The organism is Pseudoalteromonas sp. S1609 (assembly GCF_005887255.1).
Classification (GTDB): Bacteria; Pseudomonadota; Gammaproteobacteria; order Enterobacterales; family Alteromonadaceae; genus Pseudoalteromonas.
This window is the reverse complement of record NZ_PNDJ01000043.1, coordinates 119,805-140,457: the sequence shown is the minus strand read 5'-3', so window position 1 is coordinate 140,457 and position 20,653 is coordinate 119,805. Positions and strand designations below refer to the sequence as shown.

The window sequence follows — 20,653 nt, the reverse complement described above, 5'->3', positions numbered from 1 at the left end:
AAAAGGAGCTCAGGGTTTGTGACCCTAAGCTCCTTTTTAAACAAAAAGATAAACGATGTTAGTCGTCTTTTTTCACATCATTTGGATGCGCTACACCCATCCATGCTTTAAACAGCGCTTTTTGCTCAGCAGAGGCATTTTTATTAGCGACTACTTTTTTAGGTTTGTCGAAATCTTCAGACAACACAAGCTCAGTCGACATCAAAGCGTCACGGCGAATAAAATCAACAGTTACCTTGTCCCCTGCTTTAAAGGTTTCTAGGCTGGCGGTTAAGTCTTTCCCTACATGTTTTTTGTTAATAGCAACGAGTTTATCGTCGGTGGTTAAACCACCTTGCCATGCTGCACCATCGCGACGTACATGAGTAAGGGTGAGCAATTCACCGGTATTTTTAGTAAAGGCATCTAAACTTGGTGTAGCCTTGGCTTTTTCAGGCAGCTCAAAGCTCAAACCTACTTTTGCCAGTAATTCATCAAAATCTAAGCTAGCTGGTGTGCTAACATTTGCTTGCCACCAATTACTGTAATCACGCCCTGTTAGCTGCTTTAAAATTGCTAATACGTCTTTCTCAGTAAAACCCGCTGGTAGCTTATGCTGCTTATAAAGTTCGTTATGTACATTTTTATAGCTTATTTTACCTTGGCTTTTTTCTAGTAGGTCGATATCTAACGCCATCGACAATAACGAGCCTTCAAGGTAAATATTAGTGCCGTAGTTACGTGCATGATCGCCACCTTGATTTATCCATTTATCAAAGCTGGTTTCGCTAGCACTTTGCACTTCACGCCCTGGGGTTGTGAGATGGCGATTAATGGTTTTACTGAAGTTCTTAAAAAACTCATCGGTGGTTTGAATGCCTGAGCGCACTAATAAATGGTCTTCAAAATAGCTGGTAGACCCTTCAGCAATCCACAGCAGTTTTGAATAATTAATATTGGTATAGTCGTATGGCGCAAGCCCTTTAGGACGGTACGCTTTTACATTCCAAGTATGAATAAATTCATGTGCCGCTGTGCTTATAAAAGCTAAATAGTCTTCACGTTTAGCAAAGCGATCCCGTGAGCGTTGAATAATAGTTGAATTTAAGTGTTCAGTTGCGCCGCCCGCGCCCGATGTAGCATGTACCATAAATACATAACGCTCATACGGGTAGCTGTCCCAAATTACATTGCCCGTTGCTACAAGCTTTTTTAAATCGGTTAGCATCAGTTCTATGTCGTAATTACCTTCGCCCCACACCACTAGTTCGTACTCACGGCCATCAACTTCAAAAGTACGCAGTTCGTTAACACCTGTTTCTATTGGTGAATCAACAAGCACGTCGTAGTCGCTGGCTTTAAAGCTGTGTTTATTCTTATAGTTTTCCATACCCGACACAGAGCGCCATGCTTTAGGTACGTTTAATTCAACCGTAACGGGCTCTTGGCGAAATGATTCGCTGAACATAAAAAAGCCAGATGCGTCAACAAACGCGTGGCTGTCGTCAATATGACGAGCGCGCTTACCTAGCTCATTGGCATACACTTGGTAATCAACATTGACTTGAGTCGGCTCATTTAAATGAACACGCCATGTGCTGTGGTCTATTTTTTCCCACTTTAATGCATTACCTTCATCGTCGCTGGCTTTAAAATAGCGAACGCCATTGGCAAGGTTTAAAATTTCGTAGCGACCAGTACGCCATGCTGGCAATTTTACATCTAAATAAGACTGCGCCGTTTTAGGAAACTCTACATTTACATCACCTAAATGATGTTCTGGCTGAGAGATATTTAAAGCGTAGTTAACGTCGGCAAATACAGGTGCTGAACAGGCAGCTAAAATTGATAAGGCAAGTAGCTTTTTCATGAAGGCTCTTTTTTATATAACGTATTGTTGTACCAAGGTTAACAAGACCCATTTTAAAAGTGAATTAAAAGCGGTAAATGCACTTATATTTAAGATCGCTCGTATTTTGTTATTAAAAACATTAAGTTTTTGATCTCATCCCTACTATTAATATGTTTTTGTTGTAAACTAAAACAATAAAGGTATTAAGATAATGGTGTGTAGGTGTCTAGGAGCTCCAATACGGTGGAACAAAAACTAAAGCAAGCAATCGACAGTAGAAAAGTAGTAGAAAGTGCTCGCCAACATCAAGTGAGTACGCTTTCTAATTTTGCAGCTAAGTTATCTTTAAGCTGTAAGGGACTTGATACTGAGCTTGATAACCGCCTAGCTAAGTTTCGAAGCGCATTAAACAAAGGAATGGGTTATGAAGACTTTGCTCCTTTGGTGGATGATATTTTAGCTTTGCTAAAAAACCAAGAAGCCATTCAACTAGCACATCAACGTGATCTTCTCACCAGTGTACAAAATGCAGGTAAGCAATTACAACAAACCAAAGGTTTACCTAACGATACCCGCAGAACACTGCGCCACTTACTCGATAACGAGCTAGACGATATTCAATCAGTACATGGTTTTATACCTGTTTTAAATCAGCTGATCACTTTTTATCATCAAGCTTTAATAGCTAAAAGCAACGATACCTTTGAGCCTCCAAATCTTAGTGCTCTCACTGAAAAGCTATTTAAATTAGTTAGTCAGTTAGTACTTGAAGAAGAAGCCAACGATGAGCTGTATTTAATAAAAAAACGTATCGCTAAAAATAAAGCCGTAGACCAACTTCTTGATGCAGCAATTGATGTAATCACACTCATTGTACAAAGCATTCAAGTTGAGCGTGCGTCAGCGCAAAGCTTTTTAACTTCATTAAACCAAACGCTTGGAGAGCTACATAGTTCATTGGTTTCAACCAGAGAACATTCTGAATCGATGAATGTTGAATTCGAATCAATTAATCAACGAATTGGTGAAAAATTAAAAAATTTAAATACACAAACAAATAAAGCAACATCAATTACAGAATTAAAGCAATTGGTTGAAAATGAGTTACGCTCATTGAGTGCAGACATTCTAGAAAAAGAACAACTGGAACAAAAAGATCGCCAAATTTTAATTTCTAGCTTTGCACAAATAAACGATAGAATTGGCAGTTTAGAAAACAAAGTTAGTAATTATAAAAAACGTTTAAATGAACAACGCTTTAAAAGCTTACTCGACAGTCTTACCAAGTTACCTAATCGAGCAGCCTTTGACGAACGCTACAATCACGAAATTAATTTGTTTAATGAACAACCGTCAGACATAACCTTAGTGGTTATTGATGTTGATCATTTCAAATCAATTAACGATCGCTTTGGTCACACAGCCGGCGACATTACCTTGCAAGTGATTGCCAAAGCGCTGCAAAAATCGATTAGACAAACTGACTTTATTGCCCGTTATGGCGGCGAAGAGTTTGTGTTATTAATGCCTCGTACATCACTTGATAACGCTGTCGAGCATCTCAATAAATTAAGACTGTCGATTAAAAAGATCCCATTTAAATTTAAAGACAAACAAATTCAAATTACCGTTTCGTTAGGCGCAACCCAATTTGAAGTGGGTGATACGCCTCTAAAAGCGTTTGATAGAGCCGATGAAGCTCTATACGATGCTAAAAACTCAGGCCGGGATCGTCTGTGTATTAGTAAATAGTGTTATGCACTTTTACCTTTGAGTATAAGGCATAACTACGCAGTAAATTTACCCAAGAAGTTTCAAGGAGAATGTCGATGCTAATACAATTAAACCCTACAGGGGTATTAGACTTATTGTCGCAGCTAGAAGTAGACTTACTCGAGCAATCATCAACCAGCGAACGCTACAGACTATTTAGAAACTGTGTATTGGCCGTGCTTAATGTAGGCAGCCACACCGATGTAAGCAATGATATTTACGATAAACATAAAGATTTTGATATACGCTTGGTCAGCCGTGAACGCGGTATAAAAATTGAATTAGAAAATCCTCCGCAAACAGCCTTTGTTGATGGCCACATAGTAACGGGTATACATGAGCACATATTTTCGGTTATTCGCGATATTTTGTTTATTTGCCAAAAGTATGAAAAAAACCTGCAGGAAACAAAAGCCATTACTCACATGGTTTTTGACATGCTAAGAAATGCCGACGCACTTAAAGTAAATAGCGAACCTAACATGATTGTATGTTGGGGTGGCCATTCGATTAACGAAGTCGAATATAAATACACTAAACAAGTTGGCTATGAACTGGGGTTACGTGGGTTAAATATTTGTACCGGCTGTGGGCCTGGTGCAATGAAAGGCCCAATGAAAGGCGCAACCATTGGCCATGCAAAGCAACGTATTACCAATAATCGTTATTTAGGTTTAACTGAGCCAAGCATTATAGCGGCAGAGCCACCCAATCCGATTGTAAATGAACTGGTTATTTTACCCGATATTGAAAAACGTCTTGAGGCATTTGTTCGTACCGCACATGCCATTATAATTTTTCCAGGTGGCGCAGGTACAGCCGAAGAGTTGCTATATTTATTAGGTATTTTGTTACACCCCGAAAACGAAAAGCAATGTTTACCGGTTATTTTAACTGGCCCTAAACACAGCAAAGCTTACTTTGAAGAGCTTTGTAAGTTTATTCAAATGACTTTAGGCGATGCCGCACTGAGTAAATTTGAAGTGATTATTGATGATCCTCAATTAGTTAGCCAAAAGCTTAAATCGGCCATGAGCGGAGTTCGCGAATATCGTAAAAGCCAAGGCGATGCTTATTACTTTAATTGGACGTTGAAAATAGAAAATGATTTTCAGCAGCCTTTTTACCCAACTCATGAAGCCATGGCGTCACTTGATTTACATCTTGATCAGCCCAAACAACAGCTTGCAGCTAATTTACGCCGTGCGTTTTCGGGAATTGTTGCAGGTAATGTGAAAGAAGAAGGCTTAAATGTAATTAACGAGCATGGCCCCTATGTACTAAGTGGTGAGCCTGATTTAATGAAAGCAATGGACAAACTTTTACAAGCGTTTGTAGAACAAGGTAGAATGAAACTTCCCGGAAGTAAGTATATCCCTTGTTATACAATAAAAGCGTGAGTTTATAATTGAATCCCCATTTACTCCTTATTGATGCGCTTAATTTAATTAGGCGCATTTATGCTGTTGATGCAAACCAAAGCCATCATAGCGACGAACACATGTTAAAAGCATGCTGTGCCCGAGTTGCACATGCATGCAAAAAGCTTTTAACAACCACCAATGCAACCCATGCAATAGCCGTTTTTGATGGTGACAAAAGCTGGCGTTACCACTTTTATAAAGACTACAAACATTCGCGTGCTCCTATGCCAGAGACTCTAAAAAGCGCGTTACCTCATTTTAAAGCGGCCATTGAAGAAACCGGTATTGTGGTATTTGAACCGACTAACGATGAAGCCGACGATATTATTGCGACTTTAGCGCATAAAGCCGCTAATAATCAGATAAACAATACCATTGTCTCTACGGATAAAGGATTTTTACCTCATTTGAATGAGCATATTGAAGTATACGATTACTTTAAAAAGCAGCACCTGAATAAAGAACATATTGAAGAGCGCTTTGCTGTCGCTCAACATAAACTCATCGACTTTTGGGCACTCGCAGGCGATAAAACCAATGACATTCCGGGTGTGAAAGGTATTGGTGTTAAATCTGCGCAGCAATTGGTTAATCAATATAGCTCTATTGAAGAAGCGTTAAAGGATGAATCGTTAAACGCGCGGTTACAAAAAAAGCTGAATGAAGATATGGATATGTTTATTATTTCTAAGCAGTTGGTGAGTTTGCGTACAGATATCCATTTAGGCTTTAGTTTAAAGCAGTTAAGGCTTAATTAGTCGCAAGTTAATAGCACTGCACTTTAGCAGTACGTATACTAGTAATAGGTGTTTTGATCTGGGTTGGCAATGTTTAAAAAGTTTTTTAGGTATTTAATATTAGGATTAGGTTTATATGCACTAATAGCCACGACGGTTATTATGTTTTATAAAGACGATCCACAAGCTATGATTTGGCAAGATAGAGAAGCTTTTAATAAACGCTATATAGAGAAATTGCGCTTGGAAGATACCTTTACGCTAAATAATGTGCTTGAATACTTAGGTAGTCCAGATTTAACCTATGCTAAACGTGATGGCGAGCAAGTATGGCAAGTAATTTTTTATCGCACCCAACATAAAACCTCTGACGGCATCACCACCATGGATGAATGTACTGGGTTGCTATTTAAAAATGGCCAACTAATAATGTGGGGCCCAAGTGCTTATGAAAAATACCTTGAGCATAATGACGGGAAAACTTAATGGAAGCTCCACTGTCGGGTAAACTAAAAAAACTACTCGAAAGCACACAATTGCTTTTAAGCTCCCATAACAACAAAAGTCAGTGGCATACCTTTTACCCTCTTGTGTGTAAACTATCAGAGCAATACGCAGCGTTATACAAACAAAACCCAGCGGCCTTACAAACTCAGTTAAATCTATATAAAACACAGTATAGTTACGCAACCAATTTAGTCGTTAATCAGTGTGTATTAACCTGTGCTTTGTGTAGTAGCCAAAACTACGACAACGATTTAACCGAGCTTTATATTAGTGCTTCACTGGTTGAGCACCTTTGTGTTGCTAAGCAATTAAATAAGCTAGCTCAACAGCAAGCGTTTAACGAAGCCGATAAAAAAATATGGTCGTTACGCCATAAGCTTGCTGCCAAAGTACTATTAACGGCTAAGCAACCTGCACATAAAATTGCCCATATTTTGGCTAAACTCAGCAAATACAAACATGCATTATTAGATACACCTAAAATTATGCTTTATGACGGTGCTAGTGTGGTGGTTGCTTTAGCAAATATACTAGCGCTTAACGTTACTTGTAATACAAAGCAACAGCACATAAATTTTTATAAAGCGGTCGCTGATTTATATATAAGAACCCCTAACTCATTTGCACAAGCGTTATTAAAAGCGTTAGTCGCTCATATAGGACGATATATACCAGGCAGCCAAGTTGTTTATGCCGACCAAGCTATGGTTTATTTAGCCACTGATACACAAGGCCGACATATTATAGTTAATAACGCCAATACTAAAATGGCATGGTATCGTATAAAAGCGTCCTTAGTGGATGACTCAAAAGCATGGGAATGCAACGATAATCGCTTATTTTTAAAAATATGGGACAGTGAACATCTTAATATCCCGCATAATAATCACTCTGCACAAACGCCTTTGTATCAGTTAGTAAAACAAATAAAAACGCAAAAAGAATACAGTTTTAAAGCTTTAAACACCTTACTTACTCCCTACCCTGATGTTGTAAAGTCAGTGTGTTTAGCAGTAAAGCACTACAATAAAGAGCGATTAGCCGCTAAAGATTTAAGGCACAGCTTATCTATGGTGGGTTACGATAAAGCACCCGCTATTATTCAAGGGGTCGTGTTTGAACAATTAGTAAATAGCATTGCTCATCCTCTACATGCTTTTTTATACACCCGTATTAGCTGTTTAGTAAATATATTAGAGCTATTAGTTAAATATAATCCTAGCGTTCAAAGTGAGCGTATTAGCTTAAGCTTATATGCCTATTTATATTATGTACTGATACATTACAGCCCTGATGTTTCAAGAAAAATCACCATAGATCAAACACCGAATAAAGCTCTTGATACACCGTTTAGTACATTTTTTGGTATAAACAACATAGATGCTTCTCATTTAAACAGTGAGCTTAATGAATTACTTAGTGGCGACCCATGGGGATCGGCTTTATTAAAAGCTGAACAACTCCCTAAAAAGCAGCTTGATGATGCTAGTCAATTATGGGCAGCATTGAAAGTTGTGGCGCAGCGTATATTAAAACCCAACCAGCCATTAACAGCGTGGCAACAACAAACATTGAATCAACAACTTCGTCGCCATGGCTGGCAAACTAAGGAAGATTTTAATCAATCACTGCTGCGCTTAGGGTTACACAATAGTATTTAGCTGACTTATTATCACTATAATTTAAAGTTATACCCTGTATTCATACTATAAACTGGCAAAATGAGTGATATATTGGTATAAATGCCGGCTTAAATTTAGCACCCCTGTCATATAAGTAGTCTAAACTCTGAAAGTGTTTATTATTTATATGTGTATCCAAATCTTTAAAGGAAAAGTTCATGGCCAAACAAACCATAACAGTGATCAAAGGCGACGGCATCGGCCCAAGCATTATCGACTCAGCACTTGAAATACTAAAAGCCGCAGGATGCGATTTTGATTATGAATTTGTTGACGCTGGCCTAGCTGCGCTTGAAAAAACAGGCGAGTTGCTTCCACAAGAAACAATTGACACAATTGCTAAAAATAAAATTACCTTAAAAGGTCCACTAACCACGCCTGTGGGCGAAGGTTTTACATCAATCAACGTAACACTTCGTAAGCAATTTGGTTTATACGCTAATGTACGCCCGGTTAAATCGTTTGCCGGTACTAAAGCACGTTACGACGATATTGATATCATCACTATTCGTGAAAACACACAAGGCATGTATTCGGGTGCAGGCCAAGTTGTATCAGAAGATGGGACTGAAGCTGAAGCAAAATCAGTGATCACTCGCGAAGGCGCAGAAAAAATTGTTACATTCGCATACGAACTTGCTGTGCGTGAAGGCCGTAAAAAAGTGACCGCTGTACATAAAGCAAATATTTTAAAATCAACCTCTGGGTTATTCTTAAAAGTAGCGCGTGAAGTAGCTGAGCGTTACCCAGAAATTGAATCAACTGAAATGATTGTTGATGCAACATGTATGAAGCTTGTAATGACCCCTGAAGAGTTTGACGTTGTCGTTACAACTAACTTATTCGGCGATATCTTATCTGACTTATGTGCGGGCTTAGTTGGCGGTTTAGGCATGGCGCCTGGTGCAAACATTGGCGAAGATGCTGCTATTTTTGAAGCTGTTCACGGTAGTGCGCCGGATATTGCTGGTAAAAACCTTGCGAACCCAACGTCAGTAATTTTAGCCTCTATTCAAATGCTAGAGCATTTAAACATGGGCGATACAGCTGAGCGTATTCGTAGTGCTGTTGCTGATGTAATTAAATCAGGCGACCGTACTACCCGCGATTTAGGCGGCAGCCACGGCACTACTGATTTCACACAATCAGTAATTGACCGTCTGTAATTAATACTGTTAGATTAATAAGCCAGCATTAGCTGGCTTTTTTTATGTCTAAGAAATACCGTATTTATGCGTTTTAACCACCTTCCTCAAGCCCAACCACAACAGAAATCTGCATAATATCTGCTAATAAGTAAGAAAAATTCACAAAAAACAGACTAATATATTAAAATAAATTAAAAAATGAAATTTTAATCTAAAAATGCAGTTTTTTGTTGACATAAGTACTCAAAAGCCTTAAAAATAACCACATACAAAAATTGTAATTTAAACAGCATTTTATTTTAAAGAGCAAAACATCATGAATACACAATTTCGCCTTTTAGTCTTACTCGTACTGGTCTTAGTGATAAGCCCAGCGGGGATGTATTAAAAGGTGAAAAATGCTTTTTAAAACCCTCGCACTACGCGGGGGTTTTTTTTTGCATATAATCAACAGAGGAATGAGGATGAGTAGACAAGAATATAATGGCTCTGAATTGGTTGTTAAGTCATTAAAAGAGCTAAAGGTAAAGTATATATTTGGTTACCCCGGTGGCTCAGTATTAGATTTATACGACGCACTTTTTCAGCAAGATGATATTGAGCACATTTTAGTACGTCATGAACAAGCGGCTACACACATGGCCGATGGCTACGCAAGATCAACCGGTGAAGTGGGTGTTGTACTTGCTACATCCGGACCTGGTGCAACAAACTGTGTAACAGGCATAGCAACTGCGTATATGGATTCAATTCCTATGGTGGTATTATCAGGTCAAGTGCCAACAAATCTTATTGGCGATGACGCGTTTCAAGAAACCGATATTGTTGGTTGCTCTCGCCCTATTGTAAAGCATAGCTTTAATTGTAGAAGCGCGAGTGAAATTCCCAATATACTTGCCAAAGCTTTTTATATTGCCAGCACAGGACGCCCTGGTCCTGTTGTAGTAGAGCTTCCTAAAGACATGCTTAATCCAGAACTAACTTTTGCTTACAACTTTCCAGCGGCAACTGAGCTCAGAACCTATAATCCAAGTACAAAGGGTCATTCTAAACAAATTCGTAAAGCTGTTACTGCTATTTTAGAAGCGAAGAAACTGGTTATCTACTCGGGTGGCGGTATTGTGCTTTCAAACACCTCAGAGCAACTAACTCATTTAGTCGAGTCACTTAATGCCCCTATTACCAACACGCTTATGGGACTAGGTGGTATATCGGGCATTCACCCTAACTTTATTGGTATGTTAGGTATGCACGGTACATTAGAAGCAAATAAAGCCATGGCCAATGCCGATGTTATTTTGGCACTTGGCGCACGATTCGATGATCGGGTTACTAATAACGTTCAAAAATTCTGCCCTAATGCCACTATTGTCCATGTAGATGTTGATCCAACCTCTATTTCTAAAACTATTAAATCTCATATTCCTGTTGTTGGCTGTTTGGCGACGGTACTTGAGCAATTACAAACTGCCATAGATAACAGTTCGATTAAAATTGATCGCAGTGCACAAGAAGATTGGTGGCGACAAGTGATCAGCTGGCGTGAACAAAAATGCCTCAGTTACAATAATGATGGAGATAAAATTAAACCTCAAGCAGTTATCGAGGCAATATATGAAGCCACTAACGGAGATGCTTATGTTAGCTCTGATGTTGGCCAACACCAAATGTTTGCGGCGCAGTATTACCCATTTAAACACCCTCGTCAGTGGATCAATTCAGGTGGCCTAGGGACTATGGGTTTTGGATTACCTGCGGCAATGGGCGTTAAACTGGCTTTTCCTGAAAAAGAGTCTTTATGTGTAACTGGCGACGGCTCTATTCAAATGAACATCCAAGAGCTATCAACCTGTTTACAGTATAACTTAGCAGTAAAGGTGATCTCCTTAAATAACCGCTCACTGGGTATGGTCAGACAATGGCAAGACATGATTTATGGTGGCAGACACTCTTCATCGTATATGGAGTCTTTACCTGATTTTGTAAAGCTTGTTGAAAGCTATGGCCATGTAGGGATCAGGGTAAACACCCTTGATGAATTACAACCTGCGATAGACAAAGCAATGTCAATCACTGATAGATTAGTATTTTTAGATATTTTAGTAGACGAAAAAGAACATGTTTACCCGATGCAAATTAAGCATGGTGGCATAGACGAGATGTGGTTAAGAAAAGGAGTGAAAGCATAATGCGTCGTATATTATCTATATTATTAGAGAATGAACCCGGTGCGTTATCACGTATAGTGGGGCTTTTTTCTCAACGAGCATACAATATTGATAGCTTAACGGTGGGCACTACAGATGATGAGTCTCTTTCTCGTATTACGGTAACCACTAAAGGCGATGACAGAATTGTTGAGCAAATAACGAAGCAAGTAAACAAACTGGTCGATGTACTTAAAGTTATTGATTTAACTGAAATGAATCACATAGAGCGCGAACTTCTGTTAGTAAAAGTCTTTGCCAAAGATGAAGCGACTCGTGCGGCAGTTACCCGCGTTGTTGATGTATTTCAGGGGGCTATTTTAGATATGGGCCGCCAAAGTTACAGCCTTCAATTAGTAAGCAGCACCGATAAAATAGAATCGTTTTTGGATACCTTACGCCACGAAACCGACATTATAGAAGTAGTTCGCTCAGGTGCGGTCGGCATTGGGCGAGGAGATAAAGCACTTAAAGCTAAATAAGCGTTAAATTTAGTACAAAAAAAAGGGCTAAATAGCCCTTTTTTTTATTCATAAATCTCAAATTATGGATTTACTTGATCTTTAAGACCTTTACCTGGTTTAAAACTTGGGATAGTCGCAGCTGAAATTTGGATTTCTGCACCCGTTTGTGGATTACGACCTGTGCGAGCAGCACGTTCTTTAACTGAAAAAGTACCAAAACCAACTAACGCAACAGAGTTACCTTCTTTTAATGAAGAAGTTACAGCGCCTGTAAATGCCTCAAGTGCACGTGCTGCGGCTGCTTTAGAGATTTCTGCGTCAGTAGAGATTTTTTCAACTAGTTGAGCTTTGTTCATTATTAGATTCCTATTCGTTATTATTTTGCCTTTGCAAATCCTATCTTTATGCATTTTCGAAGAGTTAGCAACAGCAAATTACGTTTTTTATCTAAAATACTAAAAAATTAGTAAAAATAAATAAATTAACTGTAAAATACAGAGAGTTGGGTTAACAAAAGCTTAATTTAGGCACACTATTAGTGCAGCTTTGCACTTTAATGGCTCACTGTACCTTTTCTATCACTAATGTTACTTCGCCGACTTCAACACCAAACTTGACGATAGAAGTACGATTTATTAAACGCGTACTTGTTACTAGGTACATCCAATCGTCAAAGTTTACTTCCAATGTGCTGCCATCGTAAGGGATCTCGACATTGTAATTCCAGTGAAACACACTGCCGTCACTCTCACCGGTAGCTATTCCTAAAACATCAGAGGCTGTTCCTGTTAAGGTGTTATCGTCGTTTAAGGTAATTTTCCAGATGCGTTTTTGTGTCTCACCATCATCGTAAATAAAGTCTTCTTCAATAGTGCCCTGATTACCGTTCCACGTAGCCTTTAAGTCAACAACAAGCTTGCGGGTTAATTCACCTTTAAAGTCTTGTACAACGCCATAGGCTTTTAAGTCGCCACTGAAAAAAGTCTTAAAATCAAAGTTTGGCTCTGACCCCTTATAATGTTCAACACTTGGGGCTGAACAGCTGACAATAAAAAAACTAACAGCCAATACCATGGCAACTTTAACGCGTTTTAGGTTAATCATATTAAATCCCTAGTAGTTGATTTCTAATTGTTGGTTCTGACGTGTTTTCACTTAACCAGATAGCTAAGAAATCCTCAGCAAATGTGGCATCGTTAATACGACCTATTTGGTTCTCATTGTGAAAAAAAGTACTGTACCCTTGCTGATCAGTCAGTAGAGTTAACGATTCACCTTTTTTAATATTTGGCCATATGGATAGTAACGTATCTGCATAGCGCTCTGAAAGTTGGGGTTTACCTAAGTGCTGCCACTGTTCATTAGTCGCTTTCACAATGTCTTTAGCGTCAAAGTCACGCAAATAAGTTAAGGTGAATTTAACAGGAGCTTGCTTTGCTGTGTAAGTGCCAGAAGGTGTGTAAAGTGTTGCATCATAAACATCCCAAAAAAGATACTCCATCCGCGCTTCGCCTACCTTGTTAAATTGGGTATCAGCGTAAGCAAAAGGGCTAAATAAAACATGAACCATGAGTATATTTAGAAGCGTTTTCATCCTTATCTCCAAGCAGTATTGTGTTATTGCTTAACAAACTCGCCTATTTTACCGTTTATAAATAAAATAAGGGTGAATGTTGCAGCCCATAAAGCACCGTAAAGTGGCCAAAATTGCCACAGTGGCATTCCTAACTCTAATACCTCAAATCGCGAGCCGGCCCAATAACTGCCTGGCGCGAATAACAAACACACACAAAATGCTTGCCTCAGTTTAAGCTTAGTTAGAAACGACATTGAAGTGTTAATACACAGCACTAGTGCAATCCATAAAAACACCAGCCAAAATGGAAACGGATCAACTTTAAACTCAAATAGCCCTAACTGAACCGCAATAAATTCACACAATAGAGCCAATGGCAGGGCTTTTAAAACCAGTAAAGCGTCTTGTTTTTTTTGTGCTGATAAGTAAAACATCAACGCTATGACTACAGCAGAAAAAACTAATGAGCCCTGTTCAAGTAGCAGGCACATAAACCACACTACCTGAAACAGCACAAAGTTAATAAGCGAGTGCAATCTCATCATTACTACTCGTGAAGCGGGGTTTGCGTGCCATTAAATGCACGGTACTAGTTGCTCGGGTTCTGAATGCCCCCTCACAATAGGCAAGGTAAAATAGCCATAAGCGATAGAAACGGTCATCAAACTTATTACTATCAAGCTTTGGCCAGCTGGCAATAAAACGCTCACGCCAATCTGCAAGAGTGCGGGCATAGTGAGCACCAATATCATTGATAGTGTGTATATTCATATCGGTGTTATTTTTAATTTGTTCACTCATTTCATTAAGCGAAGGCAAACACCCACCAGGGAAGATATACTGTTGTATAAAGTCTGAATTTTTTAAGTAATGTTGATAACGCTGATCGCTAATCGTAATTGCTTGAATAAGCATAGCACCGTTATCCTTCAATAACTCACCGCACTTAGTGAAGAAGCTGGGTAAGTATTCATGCCCAACGGCTTCTATCATCTCAATTGAGACTAACTTATCGTATTTGCCAGTCAATAAGCGATAATCTTGCTTGAGCAAAGTAATTTTGCTTTCAAGACCAAGATCTTTAACCTTATTAGCAACATAGTCGTGTTGTTCATCAGAAATAGTTGTGGTCGTTACATGACAGTCGTAATGAGTTGCAGCATAAATTGCAAACGCCCCCCACCCTGTACCAATTTCAATAACTGTATCACCTTGTTGAAGCTCAACCTGTTCGCATATACGTTGTAGTTTGTATTGCTGGGCTTGCTCTAAGGTAGCATCTTTAGTTGGATATACTGCACTCGAATAAAGCATTTCTTCGCTTAAAAAAGACTCGTATAAATCATTTCCTAAGTCATAGTGAGCAACAATATTCTTTTTTGAACCAGCGTGTGAGTTTTTGTTTTTTATGTGTTTTATACGGTGAGCGATATTGCTAAAAAACGCGAATTTCTTTTCAAATGCATCTAATTGATCTTGGTTAATCGCAAAAATTTCGATTAGGCGAGTTAAATTGTCACATTGCCACTGCCCTAAAATGTAAGACTCGCCCGCCCCCACACTTCCAGAAAGAGCAAACGCTTTGTACATGGCATTATCGTTAACGGTTACCGTTACTTTTAGCTCTGAAGACACATCCCCAAATACAGACTGTTGATTGTTCTCAACTAGCACTATCTGACCCGTTTCAATTGACGAGAACGCTTTAAATACTAACTTTTTATAAAAATTAGTAAACCAACTAGTGCGTTCCTGAACGCGTAAGCTCGATACCTTTTCCATATACTTACCTATATTATTGTTATTACTTGTAAAACAACATAAATTAAATTTTAAAGTTTGCCTGAGTGACCTAAAAATGGGACTTTTTTAACAAACAACTTAAATGCCTGATAGTAAATACCTCTGAAAATAGACCATGTCATCGCAGGAAAGCGCTTCAACAGCTTGCTCATTTGTTTATTGCACAAGGGTTGGCGCTGTAACCTTAATGAAGCATCAAAAAGTAGTTCTTCATCGCGCTTATTTTCTATACGTATCAGTATATTGTCTTTCTTTTGTCGCACAGTCCAATGATAGTTCATATCCAAATTCATAAAAGGTGATACGGAAAATACTTTCTTAAAGTTCACTTTTTTTTGTAATGGAACCAAGTAGTAATGTCGCTCATTCCATGGAGTATTACTCACCTCAGCCACCATGCAACTAAATTCATTATCTTGATGACCAAAAAAATAAAAGTTAACTGGACTAAAATAAATGCCCAAACAGCGTAATTGTCCTAGCAGGTATACATGACTAAATTTTTCAACTACGCCCAGCTGGGATAGCTGCGCATGAGCACGCTCTATAATTGGCTGATGTTGGCTATCTGGTAACCCTTGTAAATAATCAGATTGCTCAAACTTTAATGCTTTAAAACCTGAAGTCCCAAGCTGCTTATGGACGCCATTGAGCGAGTGAGTATTATTTAAATCAACCCACATCATATAAAGTGGGTAATTAAACGCATGGTGTTTTACAGCAAAACGGCGATGCTTTACATCGCCTAAATACACTGCATTAGTCAAACTCTACTCCAAGTTGTTTTGCAACATCGACGGCACTGCGCACACCATCCTCATGAAAGCCGTTATACCAATAAGCCCCACAAAAATAAGTATTGTTTTGACCGTCAACCGTATTTTTCAGCTGTTGAGCAGCAATAGATTGTTGATTGAACACAGGATGGTGATAAGTAAACTCACGTAAAATCTTGCTTTGATTGATCCCTTCTAAGTGATTTAAAGTGACACAAAGCTGGGTATCAGACTCTATCCCTTGCAGTATATTCATTTGATAAGTAACAACAGCGGCTTTGTCGGTATTATTATTTAGTAAATAATTCCAGCTCGCCCACGCTGCTTTCCTATCTGGTAATAATGATACATCAGTATGCAGTACCACCGAGTTTTCAGTGTATGGGATAGCGCCCAACACCTTATTTTCTTGCTCGCAGGCATCACCGAGTAACGCTAACGCTTGATCTGAGTGACACGCAAAAATAACTTTATCAAACAGGGCTTGCTGACCATCAGCAAATGTAATGGTGGCTCCCTGCTTGTCTCTGGTTACCGATTTAATGTCAGTGTTTAACTGTATTTTATCAGCAAAACCAGCAATCAACGGTTTAATGTATTCACGAGAGCCACCCGGAATAACATACCATTGCGGCCTATTGGTGATGTCTAATAAACCATGGTTAAAAAAGAATTTTACAAAAAATTCTACGCCCACGTTTTCCATTTCTTTAATGCTTGTCGACCAAATAGCTGCACCCATTGGCAAAATATAGTGGTATTTAAAAAAGTCATTAAAGCGATGTTGTTGTAGCAACTCACCAAGTGATTGCTCAGTGTATTGGCCTTTTTCATATAAAGCCTTGCACAGTTTGTTAAAGCGCACAATATCGTACAAAAGACGCCAAAACTTAGGTCTCACTATGTTTCTGCGCTGAGCAAACAAACTAGTAAATGTATGCCCGTTATACTCAAAGCCAGTTGCTTCATTATGAACACTAAAGCTCATTTGGGTCGGTTTACGTTTTACACCAATACGTTCAAGCAGCTTTTCAAAGTAAGGGTATGTTCTATCGTTAAATACGATAAAACCGGTATCAACTGCGTAGTTAATACCGCTTTGATTTACATCAACCGTGGCAGTATGGCCACCAATATAATCATTCTTTTCAAATAGTGTGACATCATAATGCTTGTGCAATAGGTGTCCGCAAGTTAAACCTGATACACCAGTCCCAATTATTGCTATTTTTTTCAACGGGTTAATCCTTTTGCAATTTTAAGCCAAAGCGAAAGTGGCAATATTCGCAGTGCTTTTAATATAAGTGTGAAACGATACGGAAAATGGACTTCTTTACGACGTTTTTTTACGCCTTTGATTATATAGTCAGCCGCTTTTTCAGCACTAACAGCCATAGGCATAGGGAAATCATTTTTGTCTGTAAGCGGTGTTTTTACAAAACCAGGATGGACTAGTGTTACATCAACGTCGTTTAAATCAACCGCAAGGGTTTTAGCTAAATAGCTTACGCCCGCTTTTGATGCGCCATACGCTTCTGAACGCGGTAATGGTAAATAAGTAACACTCGAACTAACCATCACTAATTGGCCGCCTGATGTTATTTTGGGTAAAAGTGCTTCTAAGCAATACCCCATAGAAAGTAAGTTAACATTAATAACACGCTCAAAGAGGGCGCTATCAAAATTGCGTGCATCATCAACATACTCGCAATTACCGGCGTTAAGAATAACGCGGTCAAATTGCGGGTAGCCGAGAGTGGCAGCTTTTATATCTTGCAAGTTGGTAGCATCAAACTGGCAGGTTTCTATGTTGTTATGCTTGGCAAGTTCAGCGAGCTTTTGCGTATTTCGTCCACACGCAATGACTGTGTCACCTTGCTCTGCATACTTTATCGCAAGTTGTTCACCTATGCCTGATGTTGCACCTGTAATAAGCGTAATCATAATTAACCAGCCCTTTTATCAATAAAATTAATAATGTTGCCCAGTAATGGAATATGCTTATACAAAAGCTCTCCAGCATTAAAGTAATCGCGGTGTTTAATAATTTTCGCACCTTCAAATACTAGTTTACTGTGCCCTTGCACTGAAATTGTATTGCCTGCATTAAGTTTTGGGTGAGAATAATGCATTGTCCAGTATACAAATGCGTTATTATCACTGGTAAATGAATCAGTTATGTCAAATCGACAATACTTAACATTACTATATAAACCACAAAAATAACGTCTTAAATCTTCAAGACCATTAATTTCGTGCAGCGGATCTATAAAGTGAATGTTTTGAGCGTAAATTTCAGTTAATAACTCTAGGTTATCTTTATCAAGCTTTTGATATATTTCTACAAATTTATCGACTGATAATTGGTTATCCATATCACACCTTAAATGCAGCTAAAGCCCTCGCTCGTGCCGCTTTATGATCAACTATTGCTGGCCAGTAACAGTGTTCACTTTGTCCCGTTGCTGCTAAGTAAGTATGTGGGAAATGAATGTGTTTATCTGGCACTTTTTGTAATTCAGGCAGATATTTACGAATAAAATCACCATTTGGATCAAAGCGTTCACTTTGGGTAATGGGGTTGAATACCCTAAAGTAAGGTTGTGCGTCACAGCCGGTACTTGCCGCCCATTGCCAACCACCATTGTTTGAGGCTAAATCACCATCAATAAGATGCTGCATAAAAAACTGCTCACCTTTACGCCAGTCAATCAGTAGGTGTTTAGTTAAAAAACTCGCAACCACCATTCTTAAACGATTATGCATCCAGCCTGTTTGCAATAGCTGTTGCATGGCGGCATCAACAAGTGGATAGCCTGTACGGCCTTCGCACCATTGCTTAAACTCAGCGTCACTGTCACGCCAACTCACACTATCGTACTTTTCGTTAAAATTGGCACCGCGTGAAAGTTTTGGGAATTCAGCAATTAAATGTTTATAAAATTCACGCCAGATCAGCTCGTTAACCCAGGTAAACGTTTTACTTTTTGAGGTGGTCAGTATATCGGGGTAATGTTGTTGTATATTAACCATTAATTGTTTACTACTAACAACCCCTAGAGCTAAATAGGGGCTTAAGCCCGATGTTCCTTTTACACTGGGTATGTCTCGTACGTCATCATAGCTTGCTAATTTATCATGAATAAAGTTATCGACTACGGTTGATAGAGTATCATCATCAACGGGCCATTTTTTTGAACTTTCATCACCACAAAGTAACTCACACGGTTCAATTTCTATCGGTTCTTCAGATAACGGCCACTGCACTAAGCTAAAGTGTGTATCTTGATACTGCTTTAACCATGCGCGTTTAAACGGTGTAAATACTTTATACATTTCATTATTTTGAGTGCGTACACTACCTACCGGAGCAATGATATCACCCTCGTATAAAGTAAATGTTATTTGCTGTTGGTCGCACTGTGCCTGAATCGCTTTGTCCCTATTAAATTCATTTAGCTCATACTCAGTATTGGCTATTATGTGTTTAATATCGTGTTGCTGACAAAAATCGAGAAGTTTAGTTTGGCAATCTACAAAAAAAGGGGCGTCTATTACATGCAAATTTACGCCATATTTGGCAAGTTTTTCGCGAATATAACTCACCCTGCGTTTAAGTAAGTCAATTTGAATGGCGGCAGTATTATGCTGTGCCCATTGTTTTTCGCACACAAAAAAAATGGCGTGTTTAGCACCATTATTTAGCGCTTCAATAAGCGCCTCATTAGAAAAAAGGCGCAAATCGCGCCTAAACCAAAATAGTGTATTCATTACAAACCGTAACGTAGCTTAAGTTCATTGGGATAAGGGTTAAAGTAAATTTGCTTACTTAAATACTCATTTGGATGAACTTTCAAATGGTGTTTAAGTAATGTTAATGGTACATAAAGCGGCACCAACCCTTGGCGATACTCATCAATTGCATCTCGCATTTCTTCCTTTTCGATTTTTGATAAATCTTTTTTGAAGTATCCTTGTAAATGCATTAGCGTATTTGAATTATTTTTTCTTGAAGCAGGACGTTTAAGCGCTGTCATTAAGCCCAGAATATACTCATCGGCCAGAGCGTTAACATCGTCCCCAACGAACGTACCAAGTAAATTGCCTAAATCGCGGTAGGCCTGATAGTTATGAGCCATTAACAAATATTTGTATTGAGCATGGAACTGGGTCAAACGATGCACAGTAACGGGCTCTTTCACTAACTGTTGCCAGTTATGTAATGTATAAACACGCATTACAAAGTTCTCGCGCAAATGAACATCGTTTAAACGTCCATTTTCTTCGCAAGGTAGTAAGGGATTATGTTTCATAATTTGTTCAGCAAAGAAACCAACGCCTTCAGAAGTGTTACCGGTTCCTGCTTCATTGTAGATTTTTACCCGCTCCATGCCACAGCTTGGGCTCTTAGCACAAAAAACGAATCCACTTAGATGCCCTGCTTGTTCTGTAGCTATTTTCTTACCGTATTCTGTGAGCTGTGGGCCAACATCTCCCGTGCCATCCGGACGACACACTTTGATAGTATCGCCTGTTTTTACTTGACGAATGGTTGGACGAGGTATTGGTAATCCTACCGCAACCTCAGGGCAATACATTTTATATTCAACATGCTTGGCCAGCTCTTCCATACAAAAATTTGATTTTTTATGGCCACTGTCAAATCTTACCTTTTCGCCTGCCAAGCAGGCGCTAATACCTATTTTTATTGTATCTGTTTGCATA

20 protein-coding genes are annotated in these 20,653 nt (G+C 38.9%); 8 read left to right on the top strand and 12 right to left on the bottom strand.

Translation table 11 applies throughout. From position 1 onward, the window contains the following. Positions 1-58 precede the first annotated feature (58 nt). Positions 59-1,849 carry a M61 family metallopeptidase gene (locus CWB76_RS12350; RefSeq protein WP_138607990.1) on the bottom strand — a complete coding sequence of 597 codons (1,791 nt, stop codon included), beginning with the start codon at positions 1,847-1,849 and terminating at the stop codon, positions 59-61. A gap of 225 nt (positions 1,850-2,074) precedes the next feature. Here CWB76_RS12350 and CWB76_RS12345 point away from each other — a divergent pair, with 225 nt between their 5' ends. The 8 genes from CWB76_RS12345 to ilvN all read left to right on the top strand — a co-directional run bounded on the left by CWB76_RS12345 (position 2,075) and on the right by ilvN (position 11,791). After that, positions 2,075-3,583 carry a GGDEF domain-containing protein gene (locus tag CWB76_RS12345; RefSeq protein ID WP_138607988.1) on the top strand — a complete coding sequence of 503 codons (1,509 nt, stop codon included), beginning with the start codon at positions 2,075-2,077 and terminating at the stop codon, positions 3,581-3,583. Positions 3,584-3,660: 77 nt separating this feature from the next. After that, positions 3,661-5,004 (top strand): nucleotide 5'-monophosphate nucleosidase PpnN, encoded by a 1,344-nt coding sequence (gene ppnN, locus CWB76_RS12340; RefSeq protein ID WP_138607986.1) that lies wholly within the window; start codon positions 3,661-3,663, stop codon positions 5,002-5,004. A gap of 8 nt (positions 5,005-5,012) precedes the next feature. Then, the gene (gene xni, locus CWB76_RS12335) at positions 5,013-5,786 is read left to right on the top strand and encodes a flap endonuclease Xni (RefSeq protein ID WP_138607984.1); all 774 of its coding nucleotides are present in this window, start codon (positions 5,013-5,015) and stop codon (positions 5,784-5,786) included. A 69-nt stretch (positions 5,787-5,855) separates the two neighbouring features. After that, positions 5,856-6,251: a DUF3192 domain-containing protein gene (locus CWB76_RS12330; RefSeq protein ID WP_138607982.1), complete on the top strand. Its 396-nt coding sequence runs from the start codon at positions 5,856-5,858 to the stop codon at positions 6,249-6,251. Then, on the top strand, positions 6,251-7,933 hold the full coding sequence (locus CWB76_RS12325; RefSeq protein ID WP_138607980.1) for a hypothetical protein: 1,683 nt from the start codon (positions 6,251-6,253) through the stop codon (positions 7,931-7,933). Before CWB76_RS12330 ends, CWB76_RS12325 begins: the two co-directional genes overlap by 1 nt. 179 nt (positions 7,934-8,112) lie before the next feature. Beyond that, on the top strand, positions 8,113-9,120 hold the full coding sequence (locus CWB76_RS12320; RefSeq protein ID WP_138607979.1) for an isocitrate dehydrogenase: 1,008 nt from the start codon (positions 8,113-8,115) through the stop codon (positions 9,118-9,120). A gap of 446 nt (positions 9,121-9,566) precedes the next feature. Beyond that, positions 9,567-11,291: an acetolactate synthase 3 large subunit gene (locus CWB76_RS12315; protein ID WP_138607976.1), complete on the top strand. Its 1,725-nt coding sequence runs from the start codon at positions 9,567-9,569 to the stop codon at positions 11,289-11,291. Continuing rightward, positions 11,291-11,791 (top strand): acetolactate synthase small subunit, encoded by a 501-nt coding sequence (gene ilvN / locus CWB76_RS12310; protein ID WP_138607974.1) that lies wholly within the window; start codon positions 11,291-11,293, stop codon positions 11,789-11,791. The genes CWB76_RS12315 and ilvN overlap by 1 nt, the downstream gene beginning before the upstream one ends. A gap of 62 nt (positions 11,792-11,853) precedes the next feature. On the opposite strand, the gene CWB76_RS12305 is transcribed toward ilvN, so the two are convergent. The 11 genes from CWB76_RS12305 to CWB76_RS12255 all read right to left on the bottom strand — a co-directional run bounded on the left by CWB76_RS12305 (position 11,854) and on the right by CWB76_RS12255 (position 20,652). Beyond that, a complete protein-coding gene (locus CWB76_RS12305; protein ID WP_138607972.1) occupies positions 11,854-12,129 on the bottom strand; it encodes an HU family DNA-binding protein in 276 nt (91 codons plus the stop codon). 205 nt (positions 12,130-12,334) lie between these two features. Then, complete coding sequence (locus CWB76_RS12300; protein ID WP_138607970.1) at positions 12,335-12,877, bottom strand: DUF3833 domain-containing protein; 543 nt, start codon at positions 12,875-12,877, stop codon at positions 12,335-12,337. 1 nt (position 12,878) lies between these two features. Further along, on the bottom strand, positions 12,879-13,367 hold the full coding sequence (locus CWB76_RS12295) for a chalcone isomerase family protein (RefSeq protein WP_138607968.1): 489 nt from the start codon (positions 13,365-13,367) through the stop codon (positions 12,879-12,881). A gap of 23 nt (positions 13,368-13,390) precedes the next feature. Continuing rightward, on the bottom strand, positions 13,391-13,891 hold the full coding sequence (locus tag CWB76_RS12290; protein ID WP_138608040.1) for a DUF2878 domain-containing protein: 501 nt from the start codon (positions 13,889-13,891) through the stop codon (positions 13,391-13,393). Continuing rightward, a complete protein-coding gene (locus tag CWB76_RS12285; protein ID WP_138607966.1) occupies positions 13,869-15,131 on the bottom strand; it encodes an SAM-dependent methyltransferase in 1,263 nt (420 codons plus the stop codon). Before CWB76_RS12285 ends, CWB76_RS12290 begins: the two co-directional genes overlap by 23 nt. 50 nt (positions 15,132-15,181) lie before the next feature. Then, positions 15,182-15,919 carry a DUF1365 domain-containing protein gene (locus CWB76_RS12280; RefSeq protein WP_138607964.1) on the bottom strand — a complete coding sequence of 246 codons (738 nt, stop codon included), beginning with the start codon at positions 15,917-15,919 and terminating at the stop codon, positions 15,182-15,184. Further along, positions 15,912-17,165: an NAD(P)/FAD-dependent oxidoreductase gene (locus CWB76_RS12275; RefSeq protein ID WP_138607962.1), complete on the bottom strand. Its 1,254-nt coding sequence runs from the start codon at positions 17,163-17,165 to the stop codon at positions 15,912-15,914. The genes CWB76_RS12280 and CWB76_RS12275 overlap by 8 nt, the downstream gene beginning before the upstream one ends. Continuing rightward, on the bottom strand, positions 17,162-17,872 hold the full coding sequence (locus CWB76_RS12270; RefSeq protein WP_075170210.1) for an SDR family NAD(P)-dependent oxidoreductase: 711 nt from the start codon (positions 17,870-17,872) through the stop codon (positions 17,162-17,164). The genes CWB76_RS12275 and CWB76_RS12270 overlap by 4 nt, the downstream gene beginning before the upstream one ends. A 2-nt stretch (positions 17,873-17,874) precedes the next feature. After that, positions 17,875-18,303, bottom strand: a complete 429-nt coding sequence (locus CWB76_RS12265) for a nuclear transport factor 2 family protein (RefSeq protein ID WP_075170211.1) — start codon at positions 18,301-18,303, stop codon at positions 17,875-17,877. Between the two features lies 1 nt (position 18,304). Continuing rightward, complete coding sequence (phrB, locus tag CWB76_RS12260; protein WP_138607960.1) at positions 18,305-19,699, bottom strand: deoxyribodipyrimidine photo-lyase; 1,395 nt, start codon at positions 19,697-19,699, stop codon at positions 18,305-18,307. Continuing rightward, positions 19,699-20,652, bottom strand: a complete 954-nt coding sequence (locus CWB76_RS12255; protein WP_036983978.1) for a YbgA family protein — start codon at positions 20,650-20,652, stop codon at positions 19,699-19,701. The genes phrB and CWB76_RS12255 overlap by 1 nt, the downstream gene beginning before the upstream one ends. Position 20,653: the final 1 nt, after the last annotated feature.

Bases quoted from the DNA above. Each gene is read 5' to 3' on its own strand.
- CWB76_RS12350 (WP_138607990.1), bottom strand. From the start codon at position 1,849: ATGAAAAAGCTACTTGCCTTATCAATTTTAGCTGCCTGTTCAGCACCT.
- ppnN (WP_138607986.1), top strand. From the start codon at position 3,661: ATGCTAATACAATTAAACCCTACAGGGGTATTAGACTTATTGTCGCAG.
- CWB76_RS12330 (WP_138607982.1), top strand. From the start codon at position 5,856: ATGTTTAAAAAGTTTTTTAGGTATTTAATATTAGGATTAGGTTTATAT.
- CWB76_RS12325 (WP_138607980.1), top strand. From the start codon at position 6,251: ATGGAAGCTCCACTGTCGGGTAAACTAAAAAAACTACTCGAAAGCACA.
- CWB76_RS12320 (WP_138607979.1), top strand. From the start codon at position 8,113: ATGGCCAAACAAACCATAACAGTGATCAAAGGCGACGGCATCGGCCCA.
- CWB76_RS12315 (WP_138607976.1), top strand. From the start codon at position 9,567: ATGAGTAGACAAGAATATAATGGCTCTGAATTGGTTGTTAAGTCATTA.
- ilvN (WP_138607974.1), top strand. From the start codon at position 11,291: ATGCGTCGTATATTATCTATATTATTAGAGAATGAACCCGGTGCGTTA.
- CWB76_RS12305 (WP_138607972.1), bottom strand. From the start codon at position 12,129: ATGAACAAAGCTCAACTAGTTGAAAAAATCTCTACTGACGCAGAAATC.
- CWB76_RS12300 (WP_138607970.1), bottom strand. From the start codon at position 12,877: ATGATTAACCTAAAACGCGTTAAAGTTGCCATGGTATTGGCTGTTAGT.
- CWB76_RS12295 (WP_138607968.1), bottom strand. From the start codon at position 13,367: ATGAAAACGCTTCTAAATATACTCATGGTTCATGTTTTATTTAGCCCT.
- CWB76_RS12290 (WP_138608040.1), bottom strand. From the start codon at position 13,891: ATGAGATTGCACTCGCTTATTAACTTTGTGCTGTTTCAGGTAGTGTGG.
- CWB76_RS12285 (WP_138607966.1), bottom strand. From the start codon at position 15,131: ATGGAAAAGGTATCGAGCTTACGCGTTCAGGAACGCACTAGTTGGTTT.
- CWB76_RS12270 (WP_075170210.1), bottom strand. From the start codon at position 17,872: ATGATTACGCTTATTACAGGTGCAACATCAGGCATAGGTGAACAACTT.
- CWB76_RS12265 (WP_075170211.1), bottom strand. From the start codon at position 18,303: ATGGATAACCAATTATCAGTCGATAAATTTGTAGAAATATATCAAAAG.
- phrB (WP_138607960.1), bottom strand. From the start codon at position 19,699: ATGAATACACTATTTTGGTTTAGGCGCGATTTGCGCCTTTTTTCTAAT.
- CWB76_RS12255 (WP_036983978.1), bottom strand. From the start codon at position 20,652: ATGCAAACAGATACAATAAAAATAGGTATTAGCGCCTGCTTGGCAGGC.